Below are 18,019 nucleotides of genomic sequence, written 5' to 3' on the forward strand. Positions count from 1 at the left end.
CCTGGACACTGCTTCCACGCCACCTTCAGCCGCCCGTCGCAAGGACCCGCGGCCGCAGTGGCAGCGCAAGCGTTGGCTCACGATCGGCGTGCCACTGGCCGGGCTGGCGTTTCTGGTGGCCATTGCGCCGCCGCTGCCCGAACCCCAGCAAGGCTCCGAGATCAGCGTGCCCGCCTCTAGTGGCGAGGCCTTCCGCTACCTACCCAACGACGAGGTTTACGCCCTCGATGTCGATCCCCGCCAGGTGCAGCTCGACCTGCTGGAAGGCTGGGACCGCGAGCAGGACGCCTTTGAAGACAGCGCCGCCCTGGCCTACGTGTCGGGCCCGATGTACGAGCGGCACGTCAACGACAACGGCCAGGAGATCACCGTTCCACTGGGTGACATCAAGCTCGGCGCCCGTGTGTGGCGCGGGCGCAACCGCACCGCTGCCCGCCAGCGGGCGTTCATCGGCATCCGCCGCAACGGCCAGGTGGACTTCGGCTACGGCGAGCTGACCCCTGAACGCGCAGCTGAGTACGACAGCTTCATCGGCGGCCTGCACAGCATCTACAACGACCTCGAAGCCCCCCCCGCCAGCTACCGCGGTGCCTACAGCATCTCGATGGGGCAACAGATTCGCTACTACCTCCCCCGCATCCGCATGGTGATGGGGCTGCGGCGCGATGGACGGCTGGAGGTGTTGATGAGCCGCGATGGGCTCACCCTCGAACAAACCAAAGCGCTGGCGCGGCGGCGTGGCCTGCAGGCCGCCTACCTGCCCGATCATGCCTCTAAGAGCCGCCTGATCATCCCCGGGGTGAAGGGCTTCACCGAGGACGACGCCAACTGGATCAGCGGCGGCGCCACCAGTTTTGTGCACGTGCCCTACCTGCTGCGCATCAGCAAGCGCGCCATGCCGCTGCAGGGCAACCTGATGGAAGCGATCGCCAGCCGCAGCGCCAAACGCAGCTGCGGGAATCCGCTGGAGTGCGGCCAATCGCTGGGTACCCAAATCTTCGATCGCGCCCTGGCGGGCTTCAACCGCCTGATGGAACAGGGCGTCGAGCCCCTGGCGCGTTTGATCTGGGAACCGAAGGGCCAGCGCTCACCCAAACGCGACGGCCTGCAATCGCCGCTGCGGGAACCACCGATCACCGCCGATCCGATGGCACTGCGGCTTCAGGAGAACAACCCCGAAACCATCGCCCCCGACGACAGCGCTCCACTGGCACCCGATCTACCGCCGCCCCTGCTGCTGCAAGACGGCCAGGAACTCCCTGCCGATCCCGATGCCACCACCGCCGACCCCGCGCTGGTCCCCGCCCAGCCGCAGGCCGACGCACTCAACCCAGGGGTGAATCAACCGCCAGGTGCGATGCCCCAGGGGGCACCACCGCCCCCACCGTTACTGCCACCGCTGATGCCGCCGCCAGCGGCACCACCTCCGCTGCCTTAAGCGGCCGCGAGGGCACGCACCACATCCCCGCGGGTGAGCACGCCCACGGGCTTGTTCGCGGCATCGAGAACAAACAGCCGTTGGGTGCTGCGGTCGTGCAGCTGGCGCGCAGCTGCCGGCAGCTGCGTGTCGGGGCTGCAGTGGTGCGGGTGCTTGCTCATCAGCTCGCCCACGGTGCTGCCAAGCACCTGATGCACTTCCTTATCCCAGTTGAGGGGGTTGCGCAGGTAGATCACCGCATCAAGCAGCATCACGTAGGGGCCGGCATCAAAGCCGCTCTCGCGAACCATCAGGTCCTGCTCGGTGAGCTCGCCCACCAGGGCTCCGCTCTCATCCACCACGGGCAAACCACTGATGTGGTGCTCACTCATCAGTTGCACCGCCTCCTGAAGCGGTGTGGTGGTGGAGACACTGCGCACCGGCGTGGTCATCACTTCGGAGACGCGGCGTTCAACGACCATGGCAGGCTCGGGACTGGCGCCATTGTGACCCGCCATGAACGCAGCACAGAGCCGTCGCCTGGCGGATGGCCTCACCGTGGGTCGCGCCGCGATCGGCCTGCCGCTCATCGTGGCCCTCAGCCTTGGCCAGCCGGCCCTGGCCTGGTGGCTGCTGCTTGTGGGTGGCCTGAGCGACGCCGCCGATGGCTGGCTGGCCCGCCGCGCCGGTGGCGGCTCGGTGTGGGGCGCCCGGCTCGATCCCCTCACTGACAAGATCCTGATCCTGGCGCCGCTGCTCTGGCTGGGGGCGGCCGAAAGCCTGCCGCTGTGGGCCATCTGGTTGCTGCTGGCCCGCGAGCTGCTGATCTCCGGCTGGCGGGCAGGCCAGGGCAGCGGCGGGCCTGCCTCCTGGAGCGGCAAAGCGAAAACGATCCTGCAGTTCGCCTCGCTGCTGCTGTTGCTCTGGCCCGATGGCTGGGGTCCCGCCGGCGCAGTGGCTGCACTGCACCTGGCGGGGTTCGGGCTGTTCTGGCCCTCGCTGCTGCTGGCCCTGAGCTCCGCCTGGGGCTATTTGCGCAAGGCCTGAAGAGGCTCAGCCGATCAGGGCCTCATCGCCTGAGAAATCAGGGCTGGTGGGCATCTGCTTGGCGTAATCGTTGCTGTAGCTATCTACCAGGGCCTGCTCCACGCTGTAAGTGGGTGTCCAGGCCAGTTCGCGCTGCACACGGGTCACATCGGTGAGGAAGTGGGCTTGGCGCAGGGGGAAGGCTTTGCGGGCCTTCTTATCGAGCCCGGCGGGATCGAAGCTGCGAATCTCCACCGAGCCGGGATCTTTACCGCAGGCGCGAGCGGCGGCAGCCACCAGCCCTTTAAAGGTGATGCCCTGCACGCTGCTGCAGTTGTAGATGCGGTTGGCGGCGGCATCCACGCCCAGGCTCAAGGCCATGGCCGTGGCCAGGTCGTTCACATGGCCGAGCTGGGTGATCGTGCTGCCATCGCCGGGCAGGGGCACCGGCCGGCCGTGCACGATCCGATCGAAGAACCAGCTCTCCACAGGGTTGTAGTTGCCGGCGCCCACGATGTAGGTGGGGCGGAAACTGGTGAAGGGGATCTTCTCGGCCGTGAGCCAGGCCTCGGTGTCGAGCTTGCCGCTGTGGCGGCTCTGGGGATCGGTGGGGGAGTCTTCGTTGAGGGGCCAGAGCTCGCTATCGGCGTAAACGCCGGCGGAGCTCACATACAGAAAGCGGTGGCTGGGGGCACCGGTGCGCTCGATCACAGCGCGGGTGTCGTCGAGCGTGCGGCCCGAGCTATCCACGATCACATCGAAGCTGCGGCCCTGTAGGGCGGCCAGGCCTTCGGCGGTGCTGCGGTCACCGCAGAGGTGTTCCACACCAGCGGGCACGGGCTTGTTGCCGCGGGTGAACAGGGTGAGCGCATGACCCTCGCTCAGCAGCTGAGCCACCAGGGGCTTACCCACAAAGCGGGTGCCGCCCATCACGAGGATCTTCACGCGCGAACCGTTGAAACTGGCGGCCATTCAAAGCCTTGCCAGCCCACACTGGGGGCCTGGGATAGGGGCGGCCATGGGACGGTTCAACGAGGTGCTGCGGGCGCTCAACAACCTCAAACTGCTGGCCGCCATCGGCCGCAGCGGCGGCGACCTGGCCAGCATCGCTGACCTGGTGGACAGCTTCATCGACAGCCCCCAGATGGCCGATTGCATCCGCCGCTTCCGCGCCACCCCCGGCGGTGCTGAGTTGATGGATCAGCGCTATCCGCCCCTGCAGCCCGACATCGCGCGGCTCAGCCAACTACCCAGCGGCAGCCTCGGGGAGCGCTACGCACGCCTGATCACCAGCCTCGGCTACGACCCGGAGTTCTTCCGCCCGCGGCCCACCGACAGCGAAGCCCAATGGCTCACCCAGCGCATCGCCACCACCCACGACATCCATCACGTGGTGTGCGGGTTCGGCACGGAGCGCCAGGGTGAAAACGGCGTGCTGGCTGTGACCGCCGCCCAGATCGGCTTCCCGGCCTACGTGTTGCTCACCAGCGCTGGGCAACTGGCCAGCTTTCGGTTCCAAATCGAGCGCTTCGAGGCCATCAGTGATGCCGTCTGCCACGGCCAAGCCATCGCCCGCCAGGCCGCCTGCCTGGCGGCCGCCCGTTGGGAAGAGGGCTGGGAGAAACCCGTGAGCCAGTGGCGCAGCGAGCTGGGCATTCGCGATCCAGCCGATGCGAAGGCCTATGGCCTTGCCGCCCAGCTGCCATGAAGCTGCCCCAACGCTGGACCGCCCAACCCGCCAGCCTCGGCCTCACCCAGGGCTACCGCCATTTCCAGCTGCTGGGGGAGCAGGGCAAAGGGGTTGAGCGTGCCGCCCGGCTGGAGGCGGTGCTCGAGCGCAGCTGCCGCCTGCTGATCCCCCTGCGCCAGCTGCGCGATCGGGGCCTCTGGCAGCCTGGCTGGCAATCGTTGAGCCGCCCGGCCGCCATGCAGATCATCCCCGCCATCGACCTGCTCGACGGCCACTGCGTGCGCCTGCACCAGGGCGACTACGACCAGGTGACCCGCTTCAACAATGACCCCGTGGCCCAGGCGCTCGACTGGCAACGCCAGGGGGCCCAGCGGCTGCACCTGGTGGATCTCGATGGAGCCAAAACCGGCCAACCGGTGAACGATCAGGCGGTGAAGGCGATCACCGCAGCGCTCTCCATCCCGGTGCAACTCGGTGGAGGTGTGCGCAGCGCCGAGCGAGCCGAAGAGCTGTTGGCCTGCGGCCTCGACCGGGTGATCCTCGGCACCGTGGCGATCGAGAAGCCCGAGCTGGTGAAGGAGCTGGCAGCGCGGCACCTCGGCAAGGTGGTGGTGGGCATCGACGCCAAGGACGGCCTGGTGGCCACCCGCGGCTGGATTGAAACCAGCACGGTGAAGGCCACCGAGCTGGCCAAAAGCTTCGAGGGCTGCGGCGTGGCGGCGATCATCAGCACCGACATCGCCACCGATGGAACCCTGGCTGGTCCGAACCTGGAAGCCCTGCGGGCCATGGCGGAAGCCAGCTCGATTCCGGTGATTGCCTCAGGAGGCATCGGCAGGCTCGAAGACATCCTGTCGCTGCTCTCGATTGCACCCCTCGGCGTGGAAGGGGTGATCGTGGGCCGAGCCCTCTATGACGGCGCGGTGGATCTGGCCGAAGCGCTTGAAGCAATTGGTCCGGAACGCTTACAAGACGCACCCACTTCGCCTACGGGTTCTATAACGGTTTAAGCAACACACGCCTGTCTTGGCGGCGACAACCACGATTGAGTTAGGCCTTGACGGTGCGATCGCGCGCTGCCGCGATCTCGGCATGCGCTTGTCGCGCCAGCGTCGCATGGTGCTTGAGCTGCTCTGGGACGTGAAAGATCACCTCAGCGCCCGCGACATTTTCGAGAAGCTCAATGCCCGTGGCCGCAACATCGGCCACACCTCGGTGTATCAGAACCTCGAGGCCCTGCAGAGCGCCGGGGTAATCGAATGCCTCGATCGAGCCAGTGGCCGGCTCTACGGCTATCGCAGCGATCCCCACAGCCACATCACCTGCCTCAAAACCGGCGCAATTCAGGATCTGGATGTGGAGCTTCCCCCTGAGCTACTCCAGCGCATCGAGGAGCACACCGGCTACGCAATCGAGAGCTACACCCTCCATCTGAGCGGGCGCCCGCGCTGAGCTGGAGAAGCCTGGCCAGGCCCGTTAACGTGCGCCAAATTGCATCACCTGGCGCACGTGCCTGAGGCCAAGGCCGCACCCCAACTGCTGATCCTGGCCGAGCCATTGCTTCGCGAAGGTCTGATCCGCCTGCTCGAGCCCCAGCACCGCATCGCCACCCAGCCTGAGCAGTTCCAAGGCCGCCTTGGTTTGGTGATCTGGAGCTGCAGCGCAGACCTGCCGCTGGCCAACCTGCAAGGCGAACTCGAGCAACTGCAGGAGCGTTGGCAACCGGCACCGATCCTGCTGCTGCTCCCGGGACAAACTCCATACACCAGCGAAGATCTGCTGCGCTTGCCCTGCGACGGCGTGCTGCAGCAAGCCGAACCCGAAGAGATTCCAGCGGCGGTGGCCACGCTGCTCAGCGGCGGCCGGGTGTTTGAGCTCCGTCCGCTCAGCGCCTCGCTGCCCGCACCAGAGCCCATCGGATTCGGCCAGTGGCTCTTGCGCAGTGGCCTCAGCCAGATCCAGGCCGAACAGAAGCGCTGCCGCTTCTGGCTGGAGCAAAACCCCGGCGGCCTCAGCAGGCTGTTCCTGCTGGGACGGCTCAACGAACTCGCAGCGGCCCGCCGGTTGTTGCTCTGGTTGTGGGGCCCCATCTGCATGGCCCTCGTTGAAGCCAGCCCGCCGGCTGCACCACCACAAAGCACCCATCTCGCCATCACCCTGCGTCAGCGCACGGCCGAAGGGGTATGGCACGCGATCCAGGCGCGACTCACCGCTGCCATCGATTCTGGTGTCACCAACCAGAGCGGCCAGCTGCTGGCCCTTGAGGGCCTCACAGCAGTGCATCGCCGCGATCTGCTTCTGGCGCTGATCAGCCAGCTCGATCTCCTGGTGATCCGCCTCCGCCATGAACAGCTGCGGGGTGAGGCCCTGGAAGAGCGCTGGCTGCAACAGCAGCCCGAACTGCGACGATTGTCTTTGTGCGCCATGGCTGGCGATTACGTGCAATTGCCGCAGCAGGGAGGCTTGCTGCCGGTGGCTGAAAGCTTGAGCAGCGCCTGCCAGCTCAGCGGCTTCGACCCCGACTTACCAGCGGCGCTGCCGATGTTGGCAGCCCTGGTGCAGGCGCAACCTCTGTTGGTGGATGGCCGGCTGCTTGCGCCGGATGAACCCCAAGCTCTGCTCCATCTCGAGAGGCTGATCAGCAACTGGCTGATTCGCAGCGCCGAGCTGATCAGCGCCGAGGTTCTCAGCTGCTGCAGCAGCTGGCCAGAGCTACGCCGCTACCTGCTCAGACCTGATCTCCTAGCCACCCGCAATCTCGAGCGACTTCGCAATCAGCTCAATTCCCAGCAACGCTGGGGCAGCCTGTTTGAACGGCCAGTTCAGCTCTATGAAAGCCGCCGGCTGCTCTACAGCTTCACCGATGGTGCGATCACACCACTGCTGCTCACCGAGCCCCGTGATCAGGAGCTCCGCCAGCTGAGCTGGAGCCAGCAGCTGATCACCCTCAGCCTCGAAGCCCGCGATGCCCTGGCACCTCAAGTGCAGAGCTTTGTGAGCCGACTCGGGGATCTGGTGGTGGTCGTACTCACGCAGGTGATCGGCCGTGCCATCGGTCTGATTGGGCGGGGCATCCTGCAGGGCTTGGGCCGTTCGGTGAGTCGCGGCTGAGCTGGGCCTGAACGGCCGGGGCCGCGGGCCACAATGGCTTCAACCAATTCCCCTTCTGAATGCCCGGCCCCCTGGCCCGGTTGCTGAAACCCTTGGCAGCCCTGGTTCTCATCGCATGGCTGGCGCTCGGCCTGGCACCCGGTGCGGCCTTTGCGGCCCGCGACACCAACAGCTACGACGGCAACATCTATGCCCTTTACGCCGGCAACGGCTCCCTGGTGCCGCCGCGCAGCACCCTTGCCGATGCGATGGCCAACCATCGGCCGATCGTGCTGGGTTATTTCCTCGACGACAGCGCCGCCAGCAAGCAGTACGCCGTTGTGTTCAACGAATTGCAGCGCCTCTGGGGCCGCAGCGTGGAACTGATCCTGCTGTCCACCGATCCGCTCCAGAATCGAGAGACCCACGGCCCCAGCGATCCCGCCAGCTACTGGAAAGGCGTGGTTCCTCAAGTGGTGGTGTTCAACACCGAGGGCCAACCTGTGCTGGATGAGGGCGGCCCCGTGAGCATCGATGCGATCAATGCTGCGCTCACAGAGGTGACGGGCCTCAAGCCCCAGGGCGACGTGACCTTGAGCCTCAGCCGCGATGTGAACGAGCTGAACAGCGAAATCGTGGCCTCACGCTGATCCATCCCACACCGCGCCGCCGATGAGCACCCGCCAGGAAACCGACAGCATGGGCGCCATTGCGGTGCCCGCCGAGCGCTACTGGGGTGCCCAGACCCAGCGCTCGATCAGCAACTTCCCCTTCGGCCAGCGCATGCCTCTGGCGATCGTGCACGCCTTCGGGCAACTGAAGGCGGCCTGCGCGGAAGCGAACCGCGATCTGGGCAAGCTCGATCCACATCTCTGTGGCGCCATCGTGGCGGCGGCGGAGCAGGTGGCTGGCGGTGAGCTGGATGCGGAGTTCCCACTGAAGGTGTGGCAGACGGGCTCGGGCACCCAGAGCAACATGAACGCCAATGAGGTGATCGCTAATCGCGCGGTGGAAGCCCTAGGCGGTGAGCTCGGCAGCAAGAGCCCGGTTCACCCCAACGATCATGTGAACCTCAGCCAGTCGAGCAACGACACCTTCCCGGCGTCGATGCATGTGGCGGTGGTGCTCGAGGTGGAGCAACAGCTCCTGCCGGCGGTGGAGCAGCTCACCGCCGCACTGCAGGCCAAGGCCACCAGCTACGCCGGCCTGGTGAAGATCGGCCGCACCCATTTGCAGGATGCGGTGCCGTTGAGCCTGGGGCAGGAATTCGGCGGCTACGTGGCGCAGCTGCAGCTGGCGCTGGAGGCGATCCGCCAGAGCTTGCCGCGGGTGCGCGAACTCGCCATCGGCGGCACCGCGGTGGGCACCGGCCTCAATGCCCCGAAGGGCTTTGGAGAGGCGGTGGCCACACGGTTGAGCGAACGGCTGGGCACAGCCTTCAGCAGCGCCCCCAACAAATTCCAGGCCCTGGCCGGCCACGAAGCGCTGGCTTCAGCCCATGGCGCGCTCACGGTGCTGGCCGGCAGCCTGATGAAGATCGCCAATGACATCCGCTGGCTGGGCAGCGGCCCCCGCTGCGGCCTGGGCGAACTGGTGCTACCGGAAAACGAACCCGGCAGCTCGATCATGCCGGGCAAGGTGAACCCCACCCAGTGCGAAAGCCTCACGATGGTGGCCGTTCAGGTGATGGGCAACAACACCGCCGTGCAGATAGCGGCCAGCCAAGGCAATTTTGAACTCAACGTGTTCAAACCGCTGATCGCCCACAACGTGCTCGAGAGCATCGAACTGCTGGCCGGCGCCTGCAGGAGCTTCCGTGAGCACTGCATCGAAGGCCTCCGGGCCAACGAACAGCGCATCGAGCGCCTGCTCAACCAGAGCCTGATGCTGGTCACAGCGCTCACCCCCGCCATCGGCTATGACCGCGCCAGCGGCATCGCCAAACACGCCCACAAGCACGGCCTCAGCCTGCGGGAAGCCGCACTGGTGCTGGGCGAAATCAGCGGCGAAGAGTTCGACCAGTGGGTGCGGCCTGAGCGGATGGTGTGAGCCGCTCAAAGCAAGTTCGCCGCCAGCTCCGCCAGCTCGCTTCGCTCACCGCGGATCAAGGTCACGTGGCCGGCAAGGCGTTGCCCTTTAAAGCGCTCCACCAGCCAAGTGAGGCCGTTGCTCTCGGCATCCACATAGGGATTGTCGATCTGATAAGGGTCACCGGTGAACACGATCTTGGTGCCTTCGCCCACCCGGGTCACGATTGTTTTCACCTCATGGGGGGTGAGGTTCTGGGCCTCATCCACCACCATGAACTGCCGCGGAATCGATCGGCCGCGGATGTAGCTGATCGCTTCCACTTCCAGTAAGCCCATGCCCTTGAGGTCGGTCCAGTTGCTGCGGTTGCCACGCTGCGCCCCGGGGCGATTGCTGCCCCCGCTGGGTCGTGGCGAGCGTCCCTCATCGGCATCAGCACCACCAAGCAGGAAATCGAGGTTGTCGATGATCGGCTGCATCCAGGGGCCCATCTTTTCCTCGAGGCTTCCGGGCAGGAAGCCGATCTCTTTGCCCAGGGAAATCACCGGGCGTGTCACCAGCAGGCGCTCGTAGAGATGCTCATCGGCCACCTGGTGCAATCCGGCCGCCAGGGCGAGCAAGGTTTTGCCGGTGCCGGCCTTGCCCACCAGCGTGAGCAACTGCACCGAAGGATCCAGCAGTAAATCGAGGGCGAAGGTTTGCTCGCGGTTGCGGGCGCTCACCTTGCCGAGCCGCACTTTGCCGGCGCGCTGCAGGGGCAATAGGCGAGCACTTCCAGCGTCGAAACGGGCGAGCAGAGTGTGATTGGGCTGGGCTTGATCCACGAGGGTGACCCCCTCATTCGCCTGGAGAGCTGCCCCTTGCGCAGAGGGCAGCTCAACAAGCGCCAGCCCCCCCTCCCCCTTGAGCTGCTCCATCGCCGCAGCGCTGGCCATCAACTCGCACACCCCGGGGTAGAGGTCGGCGATATCGACCTTGTCGGTGGTGTAGTCCTGCGCCGTGAGGCCCACCGCATCGGCCTTGATGCGCAGGTTGGTGTCCTTCGTCACCAGCACCACCGGCGGCTGGTCGCTGATCAGGCCGGAGCGGAGCTGCTCGAGCGCCACCGCCAGGATGTTGTTGTCGCCATTGCCGCCCTTCAGTTCAGGCGGCAACTGAGCCAGGGTTTCACTGCGGCAGAACACCACCTGCAGGGTGCCGCCGCTGGCGTCGTCGATTGGCACGCCATCGGCCAGGTTCCCCTTCTCCCGCAGCGCATCCAGCAGCCGGGAGATCTGGCGGGCATTACGGCCCTTCTCGGAGGGGTCACGCTTGAAGCGGTCGATCTCCTCCACCACCTCGATGGGGATCACCACCGCATTGTCTTCAAAGCGGGTGAGCGCCTGCGGGTCGTGGAGCAACACATTCGTATCGAGAACGAAGGTCTTGCGCATCACGGCCCTCCCATGGAGATGCGCGCACGCTAAGCGGCTTTTTCAGCTGCAAGCTCTACGCTCCCGCAGAACTCAAAGCACTGGCGTTGTCTGCACTGTTGGCTGTCTTGTTGATCGCCGCCCTGGTTTTCGGGCTGGCACTGCTGTGGCTTGAGGCACGCCATCGGCTGCGGCCGGCCTCTCCACTGCGGCTGAGCAGCGCCAATTGGAGCGTGAAGCGCAAGGGCGACGAGCGCCTGGAGGTGAAAGGCACGATCGCGATCCGCAATCCCCATGCCCGCATGGAGGTGTTCGTGCCGGAGATCGAGCTCAAACCCACCCTGCTGGGGCGCGCCGATCTGGCCGATGTGCAGGTGACAACCAGCCTCAAGCCGCAGCACCCGGATGAAGAGGCCAGGGCCGATGGCTACTGGTTCGCCTACATCGTGAAAGGGCACAAAACCACCCAGGCCGAGGTGCGCATCAGCATCAGCGGCCCGGCTGGCTGTGATCTGCGCATGCTGGTTGACACCCTCTGGCTGGAGATCCTCTGGACCAACTACGGCCCCTTCGGCCGGCTCCAGAAGCGTGATGGCGTGCTGATCCCGCTGCGCCGCCCCGCAGCCGCCCAGCCAGATACCGCCAACTGGCGCCAGGGTGATCGCTGCTCGGTGTTGCCGATCCGCACCCATCTGCTCGGCACCCTCGACGATCCCGCCGAGGTGCTGCGCCACTACGCCGGCGCCGTGCTCCAACCGGGTGATGTGCTCACCATCGGCGAAACCCCTCTGGCGGTGATGCAGGGCCGCTACAACCACCCGGCGAATCTGCAGCCTTCGAGCCTGGCGCGGCTGCTCTGCCGGGTGTTCCACCCCACCAGCTCCCTGGCCACCGCCTGCGGCCTGCAAACCCTGATCGACAACGTGGGGCCCGCCCGCGTGCTCTGCGCCTGGCTGCTGGGTACGGCCCTGAAGCTCGTGGGCTCGAAGGGCTGGTTCTACCGCCTGGCGGGCGAACAGGCTCGCCTGATCGACGATGTGACCGGTACCACCCCGCCCTACGACCAGACCATCGTGCTCGGCCCTGCCGACAGTGCTGCCGTATGCAGCCAACTGGCAGCCGAGCTGGGAGTGGCCGTTGCCGTGGTGGATGTCAACGACCTTGGCCGCGTGAAGGTGCTGGCCTCCAGCCCCGGCTGCGATGAAGAGCTGCTGATGCGCGCCCTCAAGCCCAACCCCGCCGGCAATGCCAACGAGCGCACACCGCTGGTGCTGGTACGCCCATAACATTGAGACAGGCCCTGCTCAGGCCGAGCGCCGTGTCTCCAGCCGCCCCAGCCCAGCGATCCGCCCAGGCCAACTCCCTGCACGTACTTCCCCTGCGCGGCTGGCACCTACCGCTGCTGCAAGACCCTTGCTTCAGCGACTTGCTGCCCCTGTTGCAGCGGGCTGTGCTGTTGCAGGGGCCTGAACTGCTGCTCAGCACGCTTACGGCCCGACCGCCCCTCGCTCCTGATGTGCTGCTTGCCTATCGGGAACCCCATCTACCGCTGGGTCTGCTGATCAGCCAGCGGCTCAATCGCAGTGGCACGTGCTGGCAGCTGCTCCAGCTACGCAGCAGCGCGGCGTGTCTGGCCTCAGGAGAAGCAGGGCGGATGGCCATCGAAGCCGCCCTGGTGCGCGAGGCCATCCAACGCAGTCGTGGTGCCGCCAGCTGGATGGCCACCGCCTCCACGAACGACAGCGACCGGCTGGCCTTGCTACGCCAGCAGGGATTCCAGCCACTACGCCGGGAAACCATCTGGCACTGGGAACCCAGCCACGTCACCGCCAACAGAGAGCTCCCGGCCGATCTGCAGCTGCGCCCACTCAACCGGCGCACCGCAGCAGCGATGTGGCAGCTAGAGCAGGCGACCTTGCCGGCCCAGCTGCGCCAACTGCTCGATCGGCGCGTCGACGATCTGCTTGACCAAAGTGAGCAGCCCAGCCTGATGTTGTTTGACAGCAATCGACAGCAGGCGGTGGCCGGTGCGCGACGCCTCAGGCCGAGCAGCCGTGATCTGCCTGAGATCGAATTGAGTGTTCACCCTGGCTGGACGCATCTGCTCGGCGAACCGCTCCAGCTACTGCTCGAGCGCAGCGCCGCTAACTCCAGCGAACTGCTGGTACGCAGTGATGTGCTCGATGGTGAGCGCAGCGCCTGGCTGCAGAGCCTTGGCATGGCTCCCGAGGGCGAGGAGGTGGTGATGGCAAGAAGTGTGTGGCGGCGTCATGCCACCCAGCAAACGGCCCAAGTGGCGCAGCGCATCGAGGCAGTGCTTGGGCGCCTACAACCCGGCCAGCGGCCGATGCCCACCCCGCTTGGCCGCTGAGTGAGAGGTCCAACACCTCGCTCAGTGCTGGCCTTGGACGTCGGCCGCAAGCGCATCGGCCTGGCAGGCTGTGATGCCCTCGGGCTCACGGTGACCCCGCTCACGGCCCTGCGGCGCGGTCGCTATGCGGCGGATCTGGAGCAGCTGCGCACGGTGGTGGTTCAGCGGCGCATCACCGCGCTGGTGGTGGGGCTACCCCTCGATGCTCAGCAGCAGCCCACAGAGCAGGCTGAGCACTGCCGCCGCTACGGCGAACGACTGGCCAGGCACCTCAACCTGCCGCTCGCTCTGGTCAACGAATACGCCAGCAGCTGGGCGGCGGCCGAACGCCATGGCCTGCAAGGCGACCGCAGCGGTGCTCTCGACAGTGCCGCTGCAGCACTGCTGCTGGAGCAATGGTTACAGGAGGGGCCGGAACCGGCGCCGGTGAGCGCGCAGGACCCTGGTCTTGGCTCAGGGTCCGGTTCCCAGGCATCCTGAAAGCAACCAGGATTCACCCATGAGCTCAGACGGTCCCAGCGTGAACGGCGCCGGAGAAGTTCCCACCGTGCTGGTGCGCGACGGAGAGGGTCGTCAGCTGCTTTGTTTCCTCGAGCAGCTCATCCCGCTCGATGGCAACGACTACGCCCTGCTCACCCCTGTCGACACCCCGGTGTGCCTGGTGAAGATCGCCGCCGATGACGACAGCGACGATGAGGTGATCGATGAGCTCGATGGGGCTGAGCCGATCCTCTCGGTCGCGGAGGTGGTGCTGCAGGAGCACGACCTCACCCTGGTGCGCTCCGCCGTGACCCTCACCGTGAGCGGTGAACTGGAAGAGCCCGATCCTGAGGAGCTCGAAGAAGAGATCGCCGAAGAGATCGCCGAGGAGGCAGAAGACGACGAAAGCGACCTCTACGAAATGCTGATCCAGTTCCGCGCAGAAGGACAGGAATACGGCTTGTTCATCCCTCTGGATCCCTTCTTCGTGGTGGCACGCATGCAAAACGGCGAGGGAATCCTGGTGGAAGGTGAGGAATTCGAACGGGTGCAGCCCCGCATCGAAGCGGAACTCGACGAGCGCGAGCTCGGCGAAAGCTGAGCAGCTCCCCTGACCCCTGTGAGCAATCTCTCCTTCCCGAAACTGCTGCAGCCCGATCTGGTCGCTAACGGCACCCTGGCTGATCTGCCCTTGCACCAACTACTGGCCCAGGGCATTCGCGCCCTGGTGCTGGATGTGGATCGCACACTGCTGCCCCGACGCGGCAGCGAGTTGCCGCCCGCCGTGGAGACCTGGCTGCGTCGGGCTCAGCAGACCCTGCCGCTCCACCTGTTCAGCAACAACCCCTCCCGCAGCCGGATCGGGGGGGTAGCGGCTCAGCTCGGGGTTGACTTCACCACCAGCGCCGGCAAACCGCGCCGCGGGCCCCTGCGCAAGGTGGTGGAGCAGCTCGATTTGCCCCACAGCCAGGTGGCGATCGTGGGCGACCGGGTGTTTACCGATGTACTGGCCGGCAACCGCCTTGGCCTCTACACCGTGCTGGTGAAACCCGTGAATCCCCAGGGTGAGCCTTGCAGCCACGACCATTGGCAGCGACTAGAGGTGCACCTGGCCCGTTTAGCGGGAGCAACGCTGCGCTGAGATGACGATGCGGCGCGTGATCAAGGTGGGCACCAGCGTGCTGCGGGGCGATGGTGCCCGCTGCACCGAGCAGGTGATCGGAGATCTGGCCGCCAGCCTTTGCAACCTCTGGGCACGCCAAGAGCCAGTGGCACTGGTCACCAGTGGAGCCGTCGGTCTGGGGTGCACCGCCCTTGGGCAGCACCAGCGCCCAACTGAACTGGAGGGGCTGCAGGCAGCAGCAGCCGTAGGTCAGGGGCGGCTGATGACGCTCTACGACCAAGCTTTTGCCCGTGATGAGCGTTGCGTGGCCCAGGTCCTGCTCACCCGCGGTGATCTGGCGTCCCGCCGCCGCTATCAGAACGCCTGCCGCACCCTCGAGCAGCTGCTGGCTTGGGGTGTGACACCGATCATCAACGAAAACGACACCCTCGCCACCGACGAACTGCGCTTCGGCGACAACGACACCCTCTCCGCACTGGTGGCGGTAGCAGTGCAGGCCGATGAGCTGGTGCTCCTCACCGACATCGACAGCCTCTATTCCGGTGATCCACGCAGCGACGCTGACGCCCAGCCCATTTCCGAGGTGAACAACCTGGCGGAACTGGAAGCCCTCAGCGGCGTGGCCAAAGGCGGCGGCCGCTGGGGCACCGGCGGCATGACCACCAAGCTCTCGGCCGCGCGGATCGCCACCGCCAGCGGCATTCAGGTACGCCTGGCTGATGGCCGCGATCCTGCGGTGCTCAACGCCGTGCTCGCTGGCGAGCCCCGCGGAACCCTGTTCCGCCCCAGCACCACCCCCCTGAGCGATCGCAAGGGTTGGCTGGCCCACGCTCTGCTGCCCCAAGGCAGCATCACGGTGGATGCCGGGGCGGAGCGGGCTCTGCTGGTGCAGGGAGCATCGCTGTTAGCCGTGGGGGTGAAGTCTGTGGACGGCACCTTCTCGCGGCGGGATGCTGTGCGGCTGCTCAGCCTCGATGGACGAGAACTGGCCCGCGGCCTAACGGCCATGGACAGCCAAGAGCTACAGCAATGCAAAGGCCAGCGCGGTTTAGTGGTGCACCGCGACCACCTGGTGATCACCCCTGGAGCCGCCTCCAGCTGATCCACCTACGATCCGCGCGTTCCCGGTGTGTGCGGCTCCCATGCGCTTCAGCCAACTGCTCAGCAACCTGAGCGAAGTGCAAGCCGCAGGCGGCCTCCAGGGCCTCAGCCACCACCTGGCCGCAGATCCTGAACTCCTCGGCGCGGCGGCCCTTGATCAATCCGGCAGCGGCCAACTGAGCTTCTTAGAGCCTGGCAATGCCTTGGCAGCAGCCCTAGATGCCAGCGGTGCCAGCGCTGTGTTGCTGCCCGCCAAAGGAGATGAAGCCGAAGCCCTGCAGCAGCAGGCCAGCCAACGGGGCCAGGCCTGGATTGCCCTGAAGGATCCGCGCCTCGCCTTCGCGGAGTCGCTCGATGCCCTGCATCCGCGCCAGCCCAAACCCCCGGGAATCCATGCCAGTGCCGTGGTGGATCCGGAGGCCGTGGTGGGCATGGGCAGCCATGTGGGCGCCCATGTGGTGATCGGTGCCCAGGTGCAAATCGGCGCCAGCTGCACGATCCACCCCAACGTGGTGATCTACGACGACGTGCAGATTGGCGATGGCTGCGAACTGCATGCCGGAGCGGTGCTGCATCCCGGCTCTCGCCTCGGCCGCGCCTGCGTGGTGCACTCCAACGCCGTGGTTGGCAGCGAGGGCTTCGGCTTCGTGCCGACAGCCAGCGGCTGGCGCAAGATGCCCCAAACCGGCCTGGTGGTGCTCGAAGACGCCGTGGAAGTGGGCTGCGGCAGCACGATCGACCGCCCGTCGGTGGGCGAAACCCGTATCGGTGCCGGCACCAAGATCGACAACCTGGTGCATATCGGCCATGGCGTAACCACCGGCAAAGGTTGCGCCCTGGCGGCCCAGGTGGGCATCGCCGGCGGCGCCCGCCTCGGCAACGGCGTGATCCTGGCGGGCCAGGTGGGCCTGGCCAATAAAGCTGTGATGGGAGATCGCTCGATCGCCTCGTCCAAATCCGGCATCCATGGCGAGGTGGCTGCCGGCGAGGTAGTAAGCGGCTACCCGGCCATCCCCAACCGCCTCTGGCTGCGCTGCTCCGCCGCCTTTAACAAGCTGCCCGAGCTCACTAAGGCGATTCGCAGCCTTGAGAGACAAGCCAAGCCGTAGCCTCGCGCCCAGCACCAGCGCGGCCATGACCTCCAGCTACCGGATCACCCTGCTCCCCGGCGACGGCATCGGCCCGGAGATCACGGCCGTGGCCCGCCAGATGCTGGATGCCGTGAGCCGCAAGCACGGCTTTGAGCTCGTGTACAACGAGCAGCCGATGGGCGGAGCCGCCATCGATGCCACCGGTGAGCCCCTACCTGCCAGCACGCTCGAGGCCTGTAAGGCAGCCGATGCCGTGCTGCTGGCCGCCATCGGTTCCCCCCAATACGACACGCTGCCTCGCGAGAAGCGTCCCGAAACCGGGCTGCTGGGGCTGCGGGCCGGCATGGGCCTCTTCGCCAATCTGCGCCCGGTGAAGATCATCCCGGCCCTGATCGATGCCTCCACTCTCAAGCGCGAGGTCATCGAAGGGGTGGATCTGATGGTGGTGCGCGAGCTCACCGGCGGCGTGTACTTCGGCACACCCAAGGGCCGAGTGGAAGCTGAGGGCCGCGTGCGCGGCTTCAACACCATGGCCTACTTCGACGATGAGATCGATCGCATCGCCAAGGTGGGCTTCGATCTGGCCCAACAGCGCAACGGCCGCCTCTGCAGCGTTGACAAAGCCAACGTGCTCGATGTGAGCCAGCTCTGGCGCGACCAGGTGGAAGCTCTGCACGCCGCCAGCTATCCAGGCATTGAGCTCAGCCACATGTATGTGGATAACGCCGCGATGCAGCTGGTGCGCAACCCCCGCCAATTCGACGTGCTGCTCACCAGCAACCTCTTCGGCGACATCCTCAGCGACGAAGCCGCCATGCTCAGCGGTTCAATCGGGATGCTGCCATCGGCATCCTTGGGTGAAAGCGGCCCTGGCCTGTTTGAGCCCATCCATGGGTCTGCTCCCGACATCGCCCGCCAGGACAAAGCCAACCCAATGGCGATGGTGCTCAGCGCCGCGATGATGCTGCGGGTGGGCCTCGAGCAGGACGCCGCCGCCACAGACCTGGAGCAGGCGGTGGACCAGGTGCTCGCCGGCGGCTACCGCACCGGTGATCTGATGGCCGAAGGCTGCACCCAGCTGGGCTGCAAGGCCATGGGCGATCAGCTGATGGCCGCCCTTGAAGGCTGAACCAAACAAGCGCTGATCACGATTCCGGGGAGTTGGCACCACGACCTGCCAAACTCCCCCC

The 18,019-nt window shown here is 66.3% G+C and carries 19 protein-coding genes and 1 pseudogene; 17 read left to right on the forward strand and 3 right to left on the reverse strand.

What is annotated here, in order from left to right; genetic code table 11:
* Positions 1-88: 88 nt before the first annotated feature.
* Positions 89-1,438 (forward strand): hypothetical protein, encoded by a 1,350-nt coding sequence (locus tag KJJ24_RS05195; RefSeq protein ID WP_214341998.1) that lies wholly within the window; start codon positions 89-91, stop codon positions 1,436-1,438.
* Here KJJ24_RS05195 and KJJ24_RS05200 read toward each other — a convergent pair.
* Complete coding sequence (locus KJJ24_RS05200; RefSeq protein WP_214342001.1) at positions 1,435-1,899, reverse strand: CBS domain-containing protein; 465 nt, start codon at positions 1,897-1,899, stop codon at positions 1,435-1,437. The two genes, KJJ24_RS05195 and KJJ24_RS05200, sit on opposite strands and share 4 nt — an antisense overlap.
* A gap of 34 nt (positions 1,900-1,933) precedes the next feature.
* Between KJJ24_RS05200 and KJJ24_RS05205 the strand changes: the two genes are divergently transcribed.
* Entirely contained in the window at positions 1,934-2,464 is a 531-nt protein-coding gene (locus tag KJJ24_RS05205) for a CDP-alcohol phosphatidyltransferase family protein (protein ID WP_214342004.1), read from the forward strand.
* Positions 2,465-2,470: 6 nt separating this feature from the next.
* Here KJJ24_RS05205 and KJJ24_RS05210 read toward each other — a convergent pair whose 3' ends face one another.
* Positions 2,471-3,415 carry an NAD-dependent epimerase/dehydratase family protein gene (locus KJJ24_RS05210; protein WP_250544937.1) on the reverse strand — a complete coding sequence of 315 codons (945 nt, stop codon included), beginning with the start codon at positions 3,413-3,415 and terminating at the stop codon, positions 2,471-2,473.
* Between the two features lie 46 nt (positions 3,416-3,461).
* Between KJJ24_RS05210 and KJJ24_RS05215 the strand changes: the two genes are divergently transcribed.
* The 7 genes and pseudogenes from KJJ24_RS05215 to fumC all read left to right on the forward strand — a co-directional run bounded on the left by KJJ24_RS05215 (position 3,462) and on the right by fumC (position 9,272).
* On the forward strand, positions 3,462-4,151 hold the full coding sequence (locus KJJ24_RS05215) for a Coq4 family protein (RefSeq protein ID WP_214342007.1): 690 nt from the start codon (positions 3,462-3,464) through the stop codon (positions 4,149-4,151).
* Positions 4,148-4,288: pseudogene (locus KJJ24_RS14910) on the forward strand (1-(5-phosphoribosyl)-5-((5-phosphoribosylamino)methylideneamino)imidazole-4-carboxamide isomerase); the annotation flags it as partial. The gene KJJ24_RS05215 and the pseudogene KJJ24_RS14910, both read left to right, overlap by 4 nt.
* An 81-nt stretch (positions 4,289-4,369) precedes the next feature.
* The gene (gene hisA, locus KJJ24_RS05220) at positions 4,370-5,143 is read left to right on the forward strand and encodes a 1-(5-phosphoribosyl)-5-[(5-phosphoribosylamino)methylideneamino]imidazole-4-carboxamide isomerase (protein ID WP_250544998.1); all 774 of its coding nucleotides are present in this window, start codon (positions 4,370-4,372) and stop codon (positions 5,141-5,143) included.
* Positions 5,144-5,225: 82 nt separating this feature from the next.
* Positions 5,226-5,585: a Fur family transcriptional regulator gene (locus KJJ24_RS05225; protein WP_214343345.1), complete on the forward strand. Its 360-nt coding sequence runs from the start codon at positions 5,226-5,228 to the stop codon at positions 5,583-5,585.
* A gap of 57 nt (positions 5,586-5,642) precedes the next feature.
* Positions 5,643-7,244 (forward strand): DUF3685 domain-containing protein, encoded by a 1,602-nt coding sequence (locus tag KJJ24_RS05230; protein WP_214342012.1) that lies wholly within the window; start codon positions 5,643-5,645, stop codon positions 7,242-7,244.
* A gap of 59 nt (positions 7,245-7,303) precedes the next feature.
* Entirely contained in the window at positions 7,304-7,873 is a 570-nt protein-coding gene (locus tag KJJ24_RS05235) for a thylakoid membrane photosystem I accumulation factor (RefSeq protein ID WP_214342015.1), read from the forward strand.
* 22 nt (positions 7,874-7,895) lie between these two features.
* Positions 7,896-9,272, forward strand: coding sequence for a class II fumarate hydratase (gene fumC, locus KJJ24_RS05240; RefSeq protein WP_214342018.1), 1,377 nt, complete (start codon positions 7,896-7,898; stop codon positions 9,270-9,272).
* Between the two features lie 5 nt (positions 9,273-9,277).
* On the opposite strand, the gene KJJ24_RS05245 is transcribed toward fumC, so the two are convergent.
* Entirely contained in the window at positions 9,278-10,684 is a 1,407-nt protein-coding gene (locus tag KJJ24_RS05245; protein WP_214342020.1) for a PhoH family protein, read from the reverse strand.
* A gap of 98 nt (positions 10,685-10,782) precedes the next feature.
* Here KJJ24_RS05245 and KJJ24_RS05250 point away from each other — a divergent pair, with 98 nt between their 5' ends.
* Genes KJJ24_RS05250 through leuB form a run of 8 tightly spaced genes read left to right on the forward strand, consistent with a single transcriptional unit; the run spans position 10,783 to position 17,958 of the window.
* A complete protein-coding gene (locus KJJ24_RS05250; RefSeq protein ID WP_214342028.1) occupies positions 10,783-11,949 on the forward strand; it encodes a F420-0:Gamma-glutamyl ligase in 1,167 nt (388 codons plus the stop codon).
* A 32-nt stretch (positions 11,950-11,981) separates the two neighbouring features.
* Positions 11,982-13,034, forward strand: coding sequence for a hypothetical protein (locus KJJ24_RS05255; protein ID WP_250544938.1), 1,053 nt, complete (start codon positions 11,982-11,984; stop codon positions 13,032-13,034).
* 24 nt (positions 13,035-13,058) lie between these two features.
* Positions 13,059-13,514 (forward strand): Holliday junction resolvase RuvX, encoded by a 456-nt coding sequence (ruvX, locus tag KJJ24_RS05260; protein ID WP_250544939.1) that lies wholly within the window; start codon positions 13,059-13,061, stop codon positions 13,512-13,514.
* A gap of 19 nt (positions 13,515-13,533) precedes the next feature.
* The gene (locus tag KJJ24_RS05265) at positions 13,534-14,115 is read left to right on the forward strand and encodes a DUF3727 domain-containing protein (RefSeq protein ID WP_214342034.1); all 582 of its coding nucleotides are present in this window, start codon (positions 13,534-13,536) and stop codon (positions 14,113-14,115) included.
* Between the two features lie 18 nt (positions 14,116-14,133).
* Positions 14,134-14,655 (forward strand): YqeG family HAD IIIA-type phosphatase, encoded by a 522-nt coding sequence (locus KJJ24_RS05270; protein WP_214342037.1) that lies wholly within the window; start codon positions 14,134-14,136, stop codon positions 14,653-14,655.
* A gap of 1 nt (position 14,656) precedes the next feature.
* The gene (gene proB, locus KJJ24_RS05275; protein WP_214342040.1) at positions 14,657-15,739 is read left to right on the forward strand and encodes a glutamate 5-kinase; all 1,083 of its coding nucleotides are present in this window, start codon (positions 14,657-14,659) and stop codon (positions 15,737-15,739) included.
* A 40-nt stretch (positions 15,740-15,779) separates the two neighbouring features.
* A complete protein-coding gene (gene lpxD, locus KJJ24_RS05280; RefSeq protein WP_214342043.1) occupies positions 15,780-16,847 on the forward strand; it encodes a UDP-3-O-(3-hydroxymyristoyl)glucosamine N-acyltransferase in 1,068 nt (355 codons plus the stop codon).
* 25 nt (positions 16,848-16,872) lie between these two features.
* A complete protein-coding gene (gene leuB / locus KJJ24_RS05285; protein WP_214342046.1) occupies positions 16,873-17,958 on the forward strand; it encodes a 3-isopropylmalate dehydrogenase in 1,086 nt (361 codons plus the stop codon).
* The last annotated feature ends 61 nt before the right edge of the window (positions 17,959-18,019 follow it).

The organism is Synechococcus sp. LA31 (genome assembly GCF_018502385.1).
Classification (GTDB): domain Bacteria; phylum Cyanobacteriota; class Cyanobacteriia; order PCC-6307; family Cyanobiaceae; genus Vulcanococcus.